The following is a 15,559-nucleotide window of genomic DNA, read 5'->3' on the forward strand; positions in this document are numbered from 1 at the left end:
GGTCACCGGCCATTCCGTTCCAGTCACTTTCGGTGACACTCCGTTTCAACCGGGCGACCGCCCGTGAGGTGAGAGAACCGTCGATGAGCGTCACAGAAACACCCTCCGGCAGAACGGACGGCTACAACTACGCCGGCTTCAGCGTCCTCGCGGGCCAGGCCGAGCCCGCGCCCGCTGACGGGTACCGGGTCCGCATGCGACCGCTGGCCCGGCGCCGGCCGATCGCCACCGTGCTGATCACGCTCTTCGCGTTCGCGTTCGAGAGCACGTTCTTCGCCTGGCTGCTCTCGTCCATCGAGGTCCCCGAGCGCACCCTGCACCCCGGGCTGTACGCCGCCACCATCTTCATGATCGTGGCGACCGCGCTCATCGAGCTGTTCCGGCTGGTCAACGTCGTGACGCTGTGCCTGGCCACCCTCTGGGCCCGCGACCCGGTTCCGGTGGTGCCGCAGGCCGACCTGCGGGTCGCGTTCCTGACCACGATCGTGCCCGGCAAGGAACCCGTCGACATGGTCGAACGCACCCTGCGCGCCGCCCGGGCCATCCGCCACGCCGGCCGCTACGACGTCTGGCTGCTCGACGAAGGCGACGACGACCAGGTACGCCAGATGTGCCGAAACATCGGCGTCCAGCACTTCAGCCGCAAAGGCCGGCCCGAGTACAACACCCCCACCGGCGCCTTCAAAGCCAAGACCAAACACGGCAACTACAACTCCTGGGTCGACGCCAACGGCGACCAGTACGACGTCTTCGTCTCCGTCGACCCCGACCACGTACCACTACCCAACTTCTGCGAACGACTCCTCGGCTACTTCCGCGACCCCGACGTCGCCTTCGTCGTCGGCCCACAGATCTACGGCAACTACGACAACGTCGTGACCCGCTGGGCCGAATCACAGCAATACCTCTTCCACTCCCTGCTCCAGCGCGCCGGCAACCGCCTCGGCGTCTCCATGCTCGTCGGCACCAACAACGCCGTACGCATCTCCGCACTGCGCGGCATCGGCGGCCTACAGGACTCCATCACCGAGGACATGGCCACCAGCCTCGCGGTGCACGGTGGACGCAACCCGCGGACCGGCCGGCGCTGGCGCTCGGTCTACACGCCCGACGTGCTCGCCGTCGGCGAGGGACCGTCGTCGTGGACCGACTACTTCAGCCAGCAGTACCGCTGGTCGCGCGGCACCGACGAGGTGGCCGTCACGTCCTTCGGCAAGGTGGTGCGCCGGCTCGGCGTACGCCGGTCGTTGCACTACGCGCTGCTGCTGTCCTACTACCCGCTGACCGCGCTGGCCTGGCTGCTCGGCGCCGCCAACGCCGCCTGTTACCTGGTGCTGGGCGCCAAGGGCGTGCAGGTGCCGCAGGAGGTGTGGCTGATGCTCTACGTCGACGCGGCCCTGTTCCAGGTCGGCCTCTACGTCTGGAACCGGCGGCACAACATCAGCCCGCACGAGGACGCCGGCTCGTCCGGGCTCGCCGGCATGCTGGTGTCCACGCTGTCCACGCCGATCTACGTGTCGTCGTTCCTCGGCGCCGTGCTGCGCCGGCGCAGCAACTTCGTGGTGACGCCCAAGGGCGACTCGGCCAGCCCGGACCGGCTGCTGACCTTCGCCCCGGGCCTGCGCTGGGCCGCGTTCTACGTCGCGCTGCTTGCCGTCGCACCGATCGCCGGGCATGTGCACGGCGCGATGTGGGCCTGGCCCGCGCTCAACCTCGTCATCTGTCTCCTCCCACCGGCCATCTGGCTGGCACGGGGCCGGACGACCGCCCTCAATCCCGTGGAGTCGTACGCATGAGCCCTCGTCCCCGTCCGACCGCGACCCGCCGCCTGCTCAGCGGATTCGTCGCCCTGCTGGTCCTGACCGTCCTGGTCGTCGTCAACCGGCCCATGGTGGCCTTCGGCGCCGAGGCCCTGCACGAGTTCCAGATCAACCGGCTGTCCTACACGCAGCGGTACGGACACTGGTCGCGCCTGCCGGTGCCGGAGAACTTCCGGGTCAACGCCATCCACGCCGCGCTGCTGCGTACCGGCAAGGTTCTGATCATCGCCGGCAGCGGCAACAACCGCGACAACTTCGAGGCCGGCACGTTCCGTACCGTGCTCTTCGACCCCGCCCACGACGAGTTCACCGAGGTGCCGACGCCGACCGACGTGTTCTGCGCCGGGCACACGTTCCTCGCCAGCGGCAACCTGCTGGTCGCCGGGGGCACCAAGTCCTACGAGGTCCTCGAGAAGGACATCGACCACCCGGCCGGCGTCATGAAGATCAAGAACGAGTCGGCCGCCGGCGGGCCCCGGTTCTTCCCCAAGGGCACCCGCCTGACCGGCCGGACCGGCCTGGTGTACCTGACCCGTGCCGACGTCACCGTGCCCGCCGCGACCACCATGAAGCACGGCGACGCTGTGATGACCCACGCCGGCGAGGCCGAGGTCTGGGTCGACGCCGAGCGGGCCGGCGACGCCGCCACCGTCCGGGGCCCGGCCCAGTACGCCCTCACCGGGCTCGCCGGCGCCGATCGCCGCAACCTCTACGGCCTCGCGGACAAGATCACCCGGGAGAAGCAGGAGTACGGCGGCGACAACACGTCCTACGAGTTCGACCCGGTCACCGAGCGCTACCAGCGCGTCGGCGACATGGTGAAGCCCCGCTGGTACCCCACCCTGGCCGAGACCCCGAACGGTGACGTCCTCGCCGTCTCCGGCCTGGACGGGTTCGGCCGGATGCTGCCCGGCGACAACGAGCGCTACCTCACCGGGCAGCGACGCTGGGTCGACGCGCCGAAGCTCAAGCGCGTCTTCCCCACCTACCCCGCCCTGCACCTCGTGGCGGACGGCCGGCTCTTCTTCTCCGGCTCGAACTCCGGCTACGGCTCGGACACCGAGGGCCGCACCCCCGGCCTGTGGGACCTGACGAACAACAAGTTCCAGGTCGTACCCGGCCTGCCCGACCCACGGATGACCGAGACCAGCTCCTCGGTACTGCTGCCGCCCGCACAGGACCAGAAGGTGATGATCTTCGGCGGCGGCGAGGTCGGCGAATCACCGGTCTCCACCCGGCGCACCGCGATCGCCGACCTGGACGAACCGAAGCCGGCCTACCGGCCCGGCCCCGACCTGCCGCAGCCCGCCCGCTACCTGAGCACCGTGCTGCTGCCCGACGACACCGTGCTGACCACCGGCGGCTCCTCCGGCTACCGCGGCGGCGAATACCGCGGCCAGACCCGCAGCGACCTGTTCAACACCCAGATCTACGACCCGGCCGGCAACCGTTTCGCCGACGCCGCCGACTCCACGATCGGACGCAACTACCACTCCGAGGCGATCCTGCTCCCCGACGGCCGGGTCATCACGCTGGGCAGCGACCCGCTCTACGACCCCACCGGGAAGAACCCCGGCACGTTCGAGCAGCGCGTCGAGGTCTACTCGCCGCCGTACCTGTACAAGGGCGAGCGTCCCACGGTCGGCGCCGGGCCCGACGCCGTCCAGCGAGGCACGACGGTCACGTTCGCCACGGCCGACGCCGGGCGCATCCGCGCCGCACGGCTGATGCGCCCCAGCGCCGTCACCCACGTCACCGACGTGGACCAGCGCTCCGTCGCCCTCGACGTCACCCCCGCGCCGGGCGGGCTGGCCCTGTCCATCCCGAAGGCCAGGGGCCTGGTCCCCTCCGGCTGGTACCTGCTCTACCTCGTCGACGACAAGGGCGTGCCGTCGACCGGCCGCTGGGTGCGGGTGCGCTGAGCCATGCACCACCACGCCCGAGTGCCACGCGGCCGCCGGCCATCGCCGGCGGTGGTCGCCCTGTGCGCCGCGCTGCTGCTCGGCACGGTCGCCTGGTTCGTCCCGGGAGGGGTCGGGACGAACCAGGCCGGCACCGGAGGGGCGGCCCCGGATCCGACGGGGGCCGGGGCCGCCCCGGCCGGGCGGCTCGCGGGCTGGCCGCTGTTCGCCGAGCGTTCCGGCCTGGCCACCGATGAGCTGCGCGGGCTCGAGGCCGCGGGGCGCACCGGCGAGGCCGCGGCGATCCGCCGGATCGCCGACCAGCCGACCGCCGCCTGGTTCGCCGACGACGCACCCGGGTACGCCGACCGCGCCGGCCGGCTGGTGCGCGCGGCCGCGGCGGCCGGCCGGGTCCCGGTGCTCTCCGTGTATTTCGTGCCGGGACGCGACTGCTCGGGACACTCCGGGGGCGGCGCCCGGGACGCCGCCGCGTACCGGCGCTGGGTCGGCGCCGTCGCGGGTGCGCTTGCCGGCCACCGGGCGATCGTGGTGCTCGAGCCGGACGCCGTCGCACAGGCCGCCGAGGGCTGCCTCGACGCCGCCGCGGCGGCCGACCGCTACCGGCTGCTCGGCGCCGCCGTCGACGCGTTCCGGGCGGTGCCCGGCGTGCGGGTGTACCTCGATGCCGGCAACCCGACCTGGGTGGAGCCGAACCGGATCGCCCCGGCCCTGCGGGCCTCGGGCATCGACCGGGCGCACGGCTTCGCCCTCAACGTCGCCAACTTCGAGCACACCGCCGACAACATCGCGTACGGCACGACGTTGTCGGGCCTGCTGGGCGGCGCGCACTTCGTCGTCGACACCAGCCGCAACGGCAACGGGCCCGCGCTCAAGGGCGCCGGCGACCGCCACTGGTGCAACCCGCCCGGGCGCGCCCTCGGCGCGGCGCCCACCGTCGAGACCGGACACCCGCTCGTCGACGCCTACCTGTGGATCAAACGCCCCGGCGAGTCCGACGGCGCCTGCACCGCCGGCGCCCCGCCGGCCGGCAGGTGGTATCAGCGCTACGCGCTGGAACTGGCGGGCCACCGGGGCTGAGCCAGGGCGGCGAGCACCCGCCGGCGCAGCAGCTCGTACTGTTCGCGGCAGCGCGCCGGTGCACCCGGCGGGCGCCGCCGCACCACGCCGCCGGTCACCACCTCGGGCGGGTGGAACTGGTCGGCGGTGAGATCGACGTCGCGGCCGCCGGGCAGCCGGTTCCAGTAGTGGTGGCCGACCTTGACCCCGTCGACGAGGACCTCGCCGAGGACCAGCTCCCCGCCGAACAGGTCCTGCACGAGCAGGGCCGTCACCCCGCACTGACCCCGCGACGGGTTCTCCGGCCGCCAGTCCGCGAGGTCGTGCGGGTCGCAGGTGTCGGGTCCCCAGGCGGTCAGCAGCGTCGTTCTCAGCAGTTCGGTGTCCATGAGCAAGATGCTGGGCCCTCGACCTTCTCGAGGGTCAACAGGCGATGGCGAGGCCCGGGGATATGGCCAATCCCCGGGCCTCTGGAGACCACCGAATTGCACACACCAGCACGTTTAAGGGCCCGGATCATTCGTCACGACATCGGGTTTTGCCATTAAACTACCGCCGCTCGAAGCGCGGCGGACCGGACTTGAACCGGCATCCGCTGTCATCGTCCGTGCCCGGTCGACCTGGTGATCAGTGGTGAATGCTGACATTGGAGCGAGAATCTGAGTCTCATACCGGCTGCCTCTGCCAGTTGGGCTACCCCCGCGCGGTGGTGCGGGGGGCGGGACTCGAACCCGCACTGTGACCGGTGGATTCAGCTTCAGCCTCAGCTGTCAGCTTCGCGCCGTTTCCGGCGCACCCCCGCGCTCCCACGGGGGAATCGATGACGGCTACCCGAAGAGGTACCCGAAGACGGCCGCGCCGACCCGCTGGTCCGCGACCTCCGTGTTGTTGGCCTCCTCGCGCGCGAACTTGACCGCGGTCTGCAACGCCAGCACCCGCTCGAGGATCTCGTTGACCCGCTTCGCCGGCAGCGCGCCGGAGAACTTCACGGTCGTCCAGTAACCGACGGTGACGTCCTCGTAGTACACCTCGACCTGCGCGGGGTGCTTCTCGGTCGCCTCGGCCTTGACGTGGTTGCGCGGCACCTTCTTGGTGCGGTTGGTGCGCACCGGCTCGGTGCGCCAGCTGTCCGTGGAATCGTCGCGCAGCCAGGTCTCGGCCGCGTCGAGCACCGGCAGCTTCTTCACGAACGTGTGGAGGTCGACGAGCTGCTTCTCCAGGAACAGCAGGTACGTCACCGGCACCTGGGCGGCGATGGTGCGGCCGTCGACCACCACGTCGGCGCGCGCCACACAGTTGGACCAGTCCTTTGTCGCGGTGACGTCGAACAGCCGGGTCAGCGTGCCCGAGACACCGCGCAGGATGTCCTCGGCCTTGATCTGCACCCGCGTCGACTCGGCGGGCAGCTGCTCGCCCTCCTCGTCCTTCGGCTGGTACGTCCGGGAGATGCCGGCGAGCGGGCCGGTCTTCTGCACGGCGTGGTGAGCCTCGCTCAGGTCGGCGAACGACTTGCTCTTGACGCCCTTCTCCACGGCGATGATCTGGTTCAGCTTCGGCACGGATGTCCCCTTTCGGCGTGCGGAACCGTAGCACCCGCCGGACACCCTCCCCGACCCGTTTTCGGTCTTCCCCTGGGGGCCACCCATAGCTATTGTGCTAGTTGCCTAGATGAATAGAGGTTCATGGTGATCGAGTTCCATCTGGACGCCCGCTCGGGCGTCGCGCCGTACCTGCAGCTCGTCCAGCAGGTGCGGCACGCGTTGCGGCTGGGCGTGCTGAACGAGGGCGACAAGCTGCCCACCGTCAAGGAGGTGGTGGCCAAGGTCGCCATCAACCCCAACACGGTGCTCAAGGCGTACCGCGAGCTGGAGTACTCGGGCCTGGTCTCCGCCCGGCCGGGGCTCGGCACGTTCGTGACCCGGACGCTCGGCAACGATTCCGTCGCCCACCAGCCGCTGCGCAAAGAGCTGGAGCGCTGGCTGACCGAGGCCCGCGCCGCGGGTCTCGACGACGAGAGCATCGAGGCGCTGTTCCTCAGCACCTTTCGCAGCTTTTCGGAGGCGAGAGCATGACTAGCGCACTGGAGACGGTCGGCCTGACCCACAGGTACGGGCGCCGCACCGCACTCTCCGACTGCACCATCGACGTGCCAGCCGGCCGGGTCGTCGGCCTGGTCGGGCCGAACGGCGCCGGCAAGTCGACCCTGCTGCAACTGGCCTGCGGGCTGCTCGCGCCGACCACCGGCGAGATCCGGGTGCTCGGCGAGCGGCCGGCGAGCGGCTCGCCCCGCGTGGGTTTCGTCGCGCAGGACACCCCGGTCTACGCCGGGCTGACCGTCGCCGAGCACCTGCGCATGGGCGCGCACCTGAACCCGTCCTGGGATGCGCCGCTCGCCGAGCGGCGGGTCGCCCAGGTCGGCCTCGACCGCACTCAGAAGGCGGGCAAGCTCTCCGGCGGCCAGCGTGCCCAGCTCGCGCTCACCGTCGCCGCGGCCAAGCGCCCCGACCTGCTGCTCCTCGACGAGCCGGTGGCGGCGCTCGACCCGCTCGCCCGGCGCGGCTTCCTGCAAGGGCTGATGGAGTTCACCGCGGAGCAGGGCGTCAGCGTCGTCATGTCGTCGCACCTGGTCGCCGACCTGGAGCGGGTCTGCGACTACCTGATCGTGCTCTGCGAGTCCCGGGTCCGGGTGGCCGGGGACGTCGAGGAGCTGATCGCCACGCACCACCGGCTCGTCGGACCGCGCCGTGATCCGGCCGACCTCGGCGGCGGCCGGGCCGTGGTCGAGGCGAGCCACACCGACGTTCAGTCCACCCTGATCGTGCGCAGCACGGCGCCGATCGACGACCCGTCGTGGCAGGTGGACCGCCTGGATCTGGAGGACATCGTGCTGGCGTACATGAGCGAGGCGGCCGCCGGCCGCGTGCGGGTGCTGGAGGGGCAGCGATGATCTGGCTGACCTGGCGGCAGTCCCGGATCCAGGCGCTCTCCGGCGCCGCGATCCTGCTCCTGATCCTGGCCGGCGTCGCGCTCACCTGGCCCGGGCTCACCGAACTGGCGCGCACCAGCGGCTTCACCGCGTGCCAGGCCAACTGCGAGGACCTCGCCGACAGCTTCCTCGCGCAGGCGGGCCAGACCGCGGCGGCCGCGGTCTACTACGCCGGGATAGCCGCGATGTACCTGTTGCCCGCCCTCGTCGGGCTCTTCTGGGGCGCGCCGATGGTGGCCCGCGAGCTGGAGACCGGCACGTACCGGATGGTGTGGAGCCAGACCGTCTCCCGGCGCCGCTGGCTGCTGGTCAAGCTCGCCGCGGGCGCCGTGGCGGTCGCGCTGCTCGCCGGCCTGATCAGCCTGGCGATGACGCTCTGGTCGGCACCGATCGATCGGGCGTACGGGAATCGGATCGGCCCTATCGTCTTCGCCGCGCGCGGTGTCGTCCCGGTGGGCTACGCCGTGTTCGCCTTCGTCCTCGGCGTGACGCTCGGCATGCTGCTGCGGCGCACCGTCGTCGCGATGGCGCTGACGCTGCTCGTGGTGGGGCTCCTGCAGGTGGCCGCCCCGTTGCTGGTGCGGCCGGCGCTGGCGCAGCCGGAGACGTCGACCACCGCGGCCGACTTCGAGCGGCTGGCGGGGCTGGGAATCGGCGGCAACGACGCCCACGTCGAGCTGGAACCGTCGGTGACCGGCGCCTGGATACTCTCGAACCGGGTGATCAACACCGCCGGCGACACGTTCAAGGGCCCGGTGGACCCCGCCGAGTGCGGCCCGGAGGCGAACAAGGGCATGGGCGCCTGCAAGGAGTGGCTGGCGACGCAGAACCTCCGGCAGGAGCAGGTCTACGTACCGGAGGCACGGTTCTGGGCCCTGCAATGGCGGGAGTTCGGGATCCTGGTCGGCCTGACCCTGGCGATGTCGTGGTTCTGCCTGTGGTGGATCCGGCGCCGGCTCACGTAGTCCTGTGTGGACCGGGGCGGCGGCCGCACGGGTGGCCGCCGCCGGGGTGCCCGGCCCTGAGAGAATGCCCGGGTGAACAGCCCGGACGGTGTGGTGCAGGTGGCCGAGGCCAGCGGGGCGGACGCGGTGAGCGAGTCCGCGGCGATCTGGGCCCGCGCGAAGGCGCGCCGCGACGGCGACCCGGAGCCGGCCACCGTCGAGGAGACCGCGCCGGGCATCCGGCGGCGCCTCGACCTGGCCGGTGCCAGGCTGCTGCTGGCCCGGCGCGACGGCCGCCCGGTGGGCTTCGCCCTGTTCGCGCCCCGCGCGCGGACCCTTGAGCTGTTCTATCTCGCCGTCGACCCCGGTGACTGGGGCACCGGCGTGGGCACCCGGCTGCTGCGCGGCGTGGCGGAGCACGCGCGGGCGATCGGCCGCGAGCGGCTCGAGCTGTGGGTGATCGCCGACAACGAGCGGGCCATCGCTGTCTACGAGCGGTCGGGCTGGGCCGGCACCGCGGAGGTGAAGCGGGATCCGGCCTCGGGGCGGCTCGAGCGGCGTTTCCTCAGCCAGGTCGGCGACGGCTGACCACCGTCTCGCACCCGCCACGGACTCAGGCCGTTGCCGGGCCGGCCGAAGAGTCATCGAGAGGCCCGACCGCGCCTCGGTCACAGAAGGGCCGACCGTGTCCGTTCACCCAGGTCAGCACGGGTCTGACATCGACGTGCGCTGGCTCGCCGACGCCGTGCCGCACAGCATCTGGGTGATCTCCGCACCGGGGACGATCCAGTACGCCAACCCGCACGCCGCGCGGTACACCGGGGCCGACGCCGGCCCGCGGTGGCTCTCGGTCCTGCACCCGGACGACGTCGCCGCGGTGGAACTGCGAGCGGCGATCGCCGGGGCGGATCCGCGGCCGTACGAGGTCGACTGCCGCATCGGCCGCGCGGACGGATCGTTTCGCCGGCACCGCGTCCGGTTCGCGCCCGACCGCGGCGCCGACGGTCTCGTCCGGCGGTGGATCGCGACGGGAACGGACGTCGAGGAGCACGCGGCCCTGCGGGACGAGGTCGCCGGGGCGGAACAGGCGCAGGCGTTCCGGTCCGTGATCATGAACGAGATGGCCGACGGCCTGTTCACCGTCGACGGCGACGGCAGGCTGACCTCGATGAACCGTGCCGCGTCGGAGATGCTCGGCTGGCGCGAGGAGGAGCTGCTCGGCCGGCCGGCACACGCGACAATGCACGCCGCCCACGCCAACGGCACGCCGCGACCTGAGGACGACTGCGCGGTGCGGCGGGCCAGGATGTCCGGCCGGTCCGCGCAGGGGCTCGACGAGGCGTTCACCCGCAAGGACGGTTCGACGTTCGTGGTCACCTGCTCGATAGCGCCGCTGGACGTGGGCGACGGCAGGCCCGGCGCGGTGATCACCTTCCGGGACATGACCGAGGTGCGGCGCGCCGAGCTCGAGCATCGCCACGCACAGAAGCTCGAGTCCCTCGGGCAGCTCTCGGCGGGGCTGGCCCACGAGATCAACACTCCGATCCAGTTCGTCGGCGACAACACCAGGTTCCTGGCGGACTCGTACCAGGACATGCTCGACCTGCTGCGGACCTACCGCGAATGCCTGGCACCGGACCTGGGCGAGCTGGAGTGGGCCGAGCGGATCCGGCGTGCGCAGGCGGCCGAGGTCAAGGCGGACATCGACTACCTCGTCGACGAGATCCCGGCGGCGGTCAGCCAGAGCCTGGAGGGCATCGAACGGGTCGCCTCACTGGTACGCGCGATGAAGTCGTTCAGCCACAAGGGCTCCGCGGCGCCGGCCGCCGCCGACCTGAACGAGGCCGTCCGTACCACACTCACTATCGCCCGCAACGAGGTCAAGTACGTCGCCGACGTGGTACTGGAGCTGGGCGAACTGCCCCCGGTGCTGTGCCATCTCGGCGACATGAACCAGGTGTTCCTCAACCTGCTCGTCAACGCCGCGGACGCCGTGAAGGAGAAGGGCGGGCGGGGCGAGATCCGGATCAGCTCCGCGCTCGAGGGTTCCACCGCGGTGATCGCCTTCGCCGACAACGGCACGGGAATCGCCGAGCACGTACAGCCGTCGATCTTCGACCAGTTCTTCACGACCAAGGACGTCGGCAAGGGCACCGGGCAGGGTCTGCCGCTGGCCCGTGCCGTGCTGGAGAAGCACGGCGGGTCGATCGAGATGAGCTCGACGCCGGGCGAGGGCACCGTCTTCACCCTGCGCCTACCCATCGACGGCAAGCCTGCCTAATCCGCCTGATTTAACCTCATCAAGGGATATATTCGGCGGCATGACCAACACCGTCGACCGGCCCCGGATCCTGCTGGTCGACGACGAGCCGAACCTGCTCGACGGGCTCCGGCGGCAGCTGCGGCGCGAGTTCGCTGTGGAGACGGCGGTCGGCGCGGCGAACGGACTGTTCGCCCTCAAGCCGGACCGGCCGTTCGAGGTGATCGTGTCCGACTACGCCATGCCCGGCATCAACGGCGCCGAGTTCCTGGCTGCGGCCGCCAAGGTCGCGCCGACCAGCACCCGGGTGCTCCTCACCGGCCACGCCAGCCTCACCGACGCCGCCACGACGGTGAACGAGGGGCGCGTGTTCCGCATGCTCCTCAAGCCGATCGAAACCGACGCCATGATCGCCACGCTGCGCGAATGCGTGACACAGCACCGGCTGGTGGTGGCGGAGGCCGAACTGCTGGAACGCACGCTGCGGGGCAGCGTCAAGGCGCTCACCGACGTGCTCTCCCTGGCCAGCCCGGCCGCGTTCGGTCGCGCGAGCCGGATGCGCCGGATCGCGGCCGTGGTCCTCGACCGGCTGGAGGTGGAGGACCGCTGGGCCCTGGAACTGGCCGTCGAGATGTCACAGCTGGGCGCCGTTTCGCTGCCGCCCAGCGTGGCCGCCAAGCTCGAGACGGGTGAGGAGCTGAGCACGGCGGAGCAGACCATGGTGGACCGGCTGCCCGCGGTGGCCGAACAACTGATCGCACCCATCCCCCGGCTGGAACCGGTGGCCGACGCGATCCGCTACTCGCGCAAGGGATTCGACGGCTCCGGAACCCCGAACGACGGCGTCGCGGGCGCGCGGATACCCCTCGGCGGTCGCCTGCTGCGGCTGGTCCTGGACCACGACGCGCTGCTGACCCGGGAACCGTCGCCGACCGCCGCGTACGCGACGATGCGCTCGCACGCCGGCCTCTACGATCCGGTGCTGCTGGACGCCCTCGCGCAGACCGGCGCGTCCGCCGCGCCCGTCCGCGCCGTCAAGCTGGCCGACCTGGAGACCGGCATGGTCCTGGCCGCCGCCGCCCGCGGCCGCTCCGGCCGGCTGCTTGTCGACGCCGGGCACGAGATCACCGTCGCCCTCTACCGCCGGCTGGAGAACTTCGCCGCGCTCGACGATGGGATCGCCGAGCCGCTGATGGTCATGGACGAGGCCGGCGTCAGCGCCGCTGCCGGGAACGCTCCCGGCGCCACCGGCTGACCGCCTCGCGCGGGGCCTCGCCGAGCCGGTCCTCGTCGAGTGCCGGCCCGTCGAACGGGCCGCAGACCGCGCCGAGGTCGGCCTCCACCACCAGGTGCGCCAGGGCGACGGCGGTGCCGGGGTCGACGACCGCCTCCGGCGGCTCTGGAGCCGCGTGGCCGACCACCGCCTCGACCACCGAACCGGGCAGGCCCCAGAAGCGCAGCAGATCGGCGCCGGCGTCGATGTGACACGCGTCGAGGGTCACCGCCTCGGCGGCGCACAGCGTGGTCGCCTCGGCGGTCTCCCCGCTGCGGTGCCACAGCGCGAGGGTCCGGGCGAACTCCTCCGGCCGTGTCGCCGCGATGACCAGCTGCCCCACCTCGTGCAGCAGGCCCGCGGTGGCGGCGGTGCTCTCCCAGCCGGTGCCCGCGGCGAACATCCGGCACAGCCGGGACGTCTCCACGGAGTGCAGCTTCACACCCTCGATCCATTCGACCGGTAGCCCGCCGGCGACGTCGAAGGTGCGGATCAGGTCGTGCATCATCACGAGGCTGCGGATCGTGTGCAGGCCCAGCAGCGCCACCGCCTGGCCGACGTCGCTGACCTCGCGGCCGACGGTGTAGGCCGACGAGTTCACCAGGTGCAGGACCTTGGCCGTGAGGGCGGGATCGCCCTCGATGATGGTGCCGACGGAGCGTGCCGCCGTGTCGTCGCCCTGTAACGCGTCGATCAGTTCCACGAGCGTGCCGGGCGGGCTGGGCAGCGACTGGATGGGCGCCCGGTCCCGGCCGCCGATGAGTCGTTCGATCGAGGCGACCAGCTGCTCCGGCGTGCTCGGCTTGGAGAGGAACTCGTGTGCCAGCGCCATGACGCTCGCCAGGTGGTCCTCGTTCGTCTGGCCCGACAGGATCACCCGCGCCGTCGTCGGATACTGCTCGCGGACCCGTTCCAGCAGCTCCGCGCCGTTCATGCCGGGCATCCGGTAGTCCGAGACGATCACGTCGCACGGGTTCTCCCGCAGGGCCGCGAGCGCCTCCTCGCCGCCCTCGGCGAAGCACATGTCCCAGCGGTCGCGGTGACTCCGGAGCATGCGCCGCAGTCCGGCGAGGATCCGGGGCTCGTCGTCGACGAAGAGAACGCGCGGCCGGCCGGTCACACCACCGCCTCCGCCATGTCACCGTGCCGCGGATCGCCGGTGCCGCCCACGGGCAACCGCACCGTGAAGACCGTGCCCTCACCCACCGTACTGGTGAAGTCGATCGTCCCGCCGTGGCGGTCGGTCACCAGGTTGCGCACCAAGGGCAGCCCTTGGCCGGTGCCCGAACCCACCTCCTTGGTGGTGAAGAACGGGTCGAAGAGCCGGTCGGCGATCTCCGGAGGCACGCCCGTGCCCGTGTCGGCCACCTCGATGACGGCGTACCCGTCGTCGTCCAGGCGGGTGCGCACCGAGATCGTGCCGCGGCCACGGTCCGCCGAGCCGATCGCGTGGGCCGCGTTGACCACCAGGTTCAGCACCACCTGGTTGATGTCGCCCACGTGACAGCAGACAGGCGGCAGATCGCCGAGGTCCGCCTCGACGTCGGCGACGTACTTGATCTCGTTGGCCGCGACGATGAGCGTGTTCCGGATCGCCCCGTTCAGATCCGAGGGGACCTTCTCCTCCGTTCCGGGGTGGCCGAACGCCTTCATCGCGCGCACGATGTTCGCCACCCGGCCGACGCCCTCGAGGGTCTGCGAGATGGCGGCCGGCACCTCCTCCATCACGAACTCCATGTCGATCTCGGTCGCCACGTCATCGATCTTGCGCCGCGTGGCCTCGAAACCGGCGGCGTCCGGCCCCGCCGCGACCAGCTCCCGGTATGCGGCACACAGCCGATCCAGATCCGCGAACGCGGACTCCAGGAAGCGCAGGTTGTCGCCGATGAACTGGATCGGAGTGTTGATCTCATGGGCGATACCGGCGGCCAGCCGCCCGACCGACTCCAGCTTCTGCGCGTGCCGCAGCTCCAGCTCGAGGCGGTGCCGCTCGGAGACGTCCCGCGCGGTGAAGACGATGCTCCGGGAACCGTCGTGCTCGGTCACGTGCTTCAGCTGCGCCTCGACCTCGAGCCATCCCGCGTCGTCGCGGCCGCGGATCCGGCACGGCACCGCCGTCCGCGGCGAATCGGCGCCGAGCAGGGTGGCCACATCGTCGCGGTGCACCAGCGACCAGAGGTTGCGACCGATCAGCTCCGCGTCCTGACAGCCCAGGAGCGTGCACGCCGCCGGGTTGACGACGCGGATGGAGCCCGCCTCGGCGGCGAGGATGAGCGCGTCGGGAGAGTTGTCGACCACGATGCTCAGGCGGGTCCGGCTGAGCAGTTGATCGAGGGAGAGGGCCGCGCCGTCCGCCAGGGTGACCATCGCGTCGGACAGGTCGCCGGCCGGCCGCCGGTCGAGCGTCAGCACCAGCATGCCGAAGACGGCGCCGTGCGCGGTCAGCGGCGCGACCGCCATGACGTCGCGCCGGGGCAGCCGCAGGACCTCGGCCGCCTCGGCGGCGGCGGCACCCTCGATGATCGCGTACCCGTCCGGCCGCAGCTCGGCGCGGACGGCATCGGGCAGCCGGGCCAGCTCGGTGACCCAGTCGGGAACGCCGGCGCCCACCTGGCCGGTCACCGCCGCCACGCGCAGGGCGGGACCGGCGATCTTGAAGATGAGCGCGGCGCTCACCGCGCGATCCATCCGGAGCGCGGCCCGCATCGTCACGCTCATCGCCTCCGCCCGGGTCGTGGCGGCGACCAGGCCGCTGCCGACCGACGCCATCGCGCGCCGGCGGTACGCGCTGCGGTCCCGGGCGATGCAGCCCCGCGCCAGCGCGTGGTTCACGCCGAGCAGCAGCAGCGCGGTGAACAGCAGCGGAACGGCGTCGCCGAGTTCGCTGCCGAAGACCAGGACGGAGACCACCGCGAGCCCGCACAGGACGGATCCGGCGAGGTACTTCTCGTGCAAGCCGCCGTAGAGCGACCGGAAGCTGATCCAGGCGAAGATCAGACCGATGGTCGCCCCGCGGTTGCAGGCGGCGGCGATCAGGCAGACGCAGGCGCCCTCACCGATCCAGCTCCACGCCGGGAAATCCTGCCGCCGGTAGCCGACAACGATCCAGGCCGGAAACAGCAGGGCCGCCGCCGCGCCTACCGCGGCCGTGCGGCCGCTGGCCTGGGCCAGGCCCCACAGGCCGAACACGGGCCAGGCGAGGACGATGCCGACGAACAGCGTGCGTACCTGCCCCAGCATCGTGTCGATGCCGGGAAGCCAGCGCTGTGCCAGCAGCGTCGCAGGAGCCATCGCCGCC

Annotated in this window: 13 protein-coding genes and 1 pseudogene; 9 read left to right on the plus strand and 5 right to left on the minus strand. The window is 71.6% G+C overall.

Features of this window, described 5'->3' with window-relative positions:
* The first annotated feature begins 83 nt into the window (after positions 1–83).
* Genes BJ971_RS23280 through BJ971_RS23290 form a run of 3 tightly spaced genes read left to right on the plus strand, consistent with a single transcriptional unit; the run spans position 84 to position 4,819 of the window.
* Positions 84–1,796, plus strand: coding sequence for a glycosyltransferase family 2 protein (locus tag BJ971_RS23280; RefSeq protein ID WP_184995351.1), 1,713 nt, complete (start codon positions 84–86; stop codon positions 1,794–1,796).
* Positions 1,793–3,742, plus strand: coding sequence for a radical copper oxidase GlxA (gene glxA, locus BJ971_RS23285; RefSeq protein ID WP_184995352.1), 1,950 nt, complete (start codon positions 1,793–1,795; stop codon positions 3,740–3,742). Before BJ971_RS23280 ends, glxA begins: the two co-directional genes overlap by 4 nt.
* A 21-nt stretch (positions 3,743–3,763) precedes the next feature.
* Positions 3,764–4,819 (plus strand): glycoside hydrolase family 6 protein, encoded by a 1,056-nt coding sequence (locus BJ971_RS23290; RefSeq protein WP_239087782.1) that lies wholly within the window; start codon positions 3,764–3,766, stop codon positions 4,817–4,819.
* Here BJ971_RS23290 and BJ971_RS23295 read toward each other — a convergent pair.
* The 3 genes and pseudogenes from BJ971_RS23295 to BJ971_RS23305 form a co-directional block, all read right to left on the minus strand.
* Entirely contained in the window at positions 4,786–5,187 is a 402-nt protein-coding gene (locus BJ971_RS23295; protein WP_184995354.1) for a YunG family protein, read from the minus strand. The genes BJ971_RS23290 and BJ971_RS23295 overlap by 34 nt on opposite strands.
* Before the next feature lie 318 nt (positions 5,188–5,505).
* Positions 5,506–5,600, minus strand: a pseudogene (locus BJ971_RS23300).
* A 25-nt stretch (positions 5,601–5,625) separates the two neighbouring features.
* The gene (locus BJ971_RS23305; RefSeq protein WP_184995355.1) at positions 5,626–6,357 is read right to left on the minus strand and encodes a DUF7873 family protein; all 732 of its coding nucleotides are present in this window, start codon (positions 6,355–6,357) and stop codon (positions 5,626–5,628) included.
* A gap of 126 nt (positions 6,358–6,483) precedes the next feature.
* Between BJ971_RS23305 and BJ971_RS23310 the strand changes: the two genes are divergently transcribed.
* From BJ971_RS23310 to BJ971_RS23335, 6 genes are all read left to right on the plus strand, one after another.
* On the plus strand, positions 6,484–6,870 hold the full coding sequence (locus BJ971_RS23310; RefSeq protein ID WP_184999052.1) for a GntR family transcriptional regulator: 387 nt from the start codon (positions 6,484–6,486) through the stop codon (positions 6,868–6,870).
* Positions 6,867–7,745 carry an ABC transporter ATP-binding protein gene (locus BJ971_RS23315; protein WP_184995356.1) on the plus strand — a complete coding sequence of 293 codons (879 nt, stop codon included), beginning with the start codon at positions 6,867–6,869 and terminating at the stop codon, positions 7,743–7,745. The genes BJ971_RS23310 and BJ971_RS23315 overlap by 4 nt, the downstream gene beginning before the upstream one ends.
* Positions 7,742–8,749, plus strand: a complete 1,008-nt coding sequence (locus BJ971_RS23320; RefSeq protein ID WP_184995357.1) for an ABC-2 membrane transporter-related protein — start codon at positions 7,742–7,744, stop codon at positions 8,747–8,749. The genes BJ971_RS23315 and BJ971_RS23320 overlap by 4 nt, the downstream gene beginning before the upstream one ends.
* A gap of 72 nt (positions 8,750–8,821) precedes the next feature.
* Positions 8,822–9,316 carry a GNAT family N-acetyltransferase gene (locus BJ971_RS23325; protein WP_184995358.1) on the plus strand — a complete coding sequence of 165 codons (495 nt, stop codon included), beginning with the start codon at positions 8,822–8,824 and terminating at the stop codon, positions 9,314–9,316.
* 97 nt (positions 9,317–9,413) lie between these two features.
* Complete coding sequence (locus BJ971_RS42250) at positions 9,414–11,009, plus strand: PAS domain-containing sensor histidine kinase (protein ID WP_184995359.1); 1,596 nt, start codon at positions 9,414–9,416, stop codon at positions 11,007–11,009.
* 40 nt (positions 11,010–11,049) lie between these two features.
* On the plus strand, positions 11,050–12,243 hold the full coding sequence (locus tag BJ971_RS23335) for an HD domain-containing phosphohydrolase (RefSeq protein WP_184995360.1): 1,194 nt from the start codon (positions 11,050–11,052) through the stop codon (positions 12,241–12,243).
* Here BJ971_RS23335 and BJ971_RS23340 read toward each other — a convergent pair.
* Together BJ971_RS23340 and BJ971_RS23345 are read right to left on the minus strand one after the other, a co-directional pair.
* Positions 12,203–13,381 (minus strand): HDOD domain-containing protein, encoded by a 1,179-nt coding sequence (locus tag BJ971_RS23340; protein ID WP_184995361.1) that lies wholly within the window; start codon positions 13,379–13,381, stop codon positions 12,203–12,205. The two genes, BJ971_RS23335 and BJ971_RS23340, sit on opposite strands and share 41 nt — an antisense overlap.
* Entirely contained in the window at positions 13,378–15,552 is a 2,175-nt protein-coding gene (locus BJ971_RS23345) for a two-component system sensor histidine kinase NtrB (protein WP_184995362.1), read from the minus strand. The genes BJ971_RS23340 and BJ971_RS23345 overlap by 4 nt, the downstream gene beginning before the upstream one ends.
* Positions 15,553–15,559 lie beyond the last annotated feature (7 nt).

It is taken from the genome of Amorphoplanes digitatis (genome assembly GCF_014205335.1).
In the GTDB taxonomy this organism is placed as follows: domain Bacteria; phylum Actinomycetota; class Actinomycetes; order Mycobacteriales; family Micromonosporaceae; genus Actinoplanes; species Actinoplanes digitatus.

What these genes read in the sequence shown, in the direction of transcription:
- BJ971_RS23280 (WP_184995351.1), top strand. Translation starts at nt 84, where the DNA reads ATGAGCGTCACAGAAACACCCTCCGGCAGAACGGACGGCTACAACTAC.
- glxA (WP_184995352.1), top strand. Translation starts at nt 1,793, where the DNA reads ATGAGCCCTCGTCCCCGTCCGACCGCGACCCGCCGCCTGCTCAGCGGA.
- BJ971_RS23295 (WP_184995354.1), bottom strand. Translation starts at nt 5,187, where the DNA reads ATGGACACCGAACTGCTGAGAACGACGCTGCTGACCGCCTGGGGACCC.
- BJ971_RS23315 (WP_184995356.1), top strand. Translation starts at nt 6,867, where the DNA reads ATGACTAGCGCACTGGAGACGGTCGGCCTGACCCACAGGTACGGGCGC.
- BJ971_RS23320 (WP_184995357.1), top strand. Translation starts at nt 7,742, where the DNA reads ATGATCTGGCTGACCTGGCGGCAGTCCCGGATCCAGGCGCTCTCCGGC.
- BJ971_RS23335 (WP_184995360.1), top strand. Translation starts at nt 11,050, where the DNA reads ATGACCAACACCGTCGACCGGCCCCGGATCCTGCTGGTCGACGACGAG.
- BJ971_RS23345 (WP_184995362.1), bottom strand. Translation starts at nt 15,552, where the DNA reads ATGGCTCCTGCGACGCTGCTGGCACAGCGCTGGCTTCCCGGCATCGAC.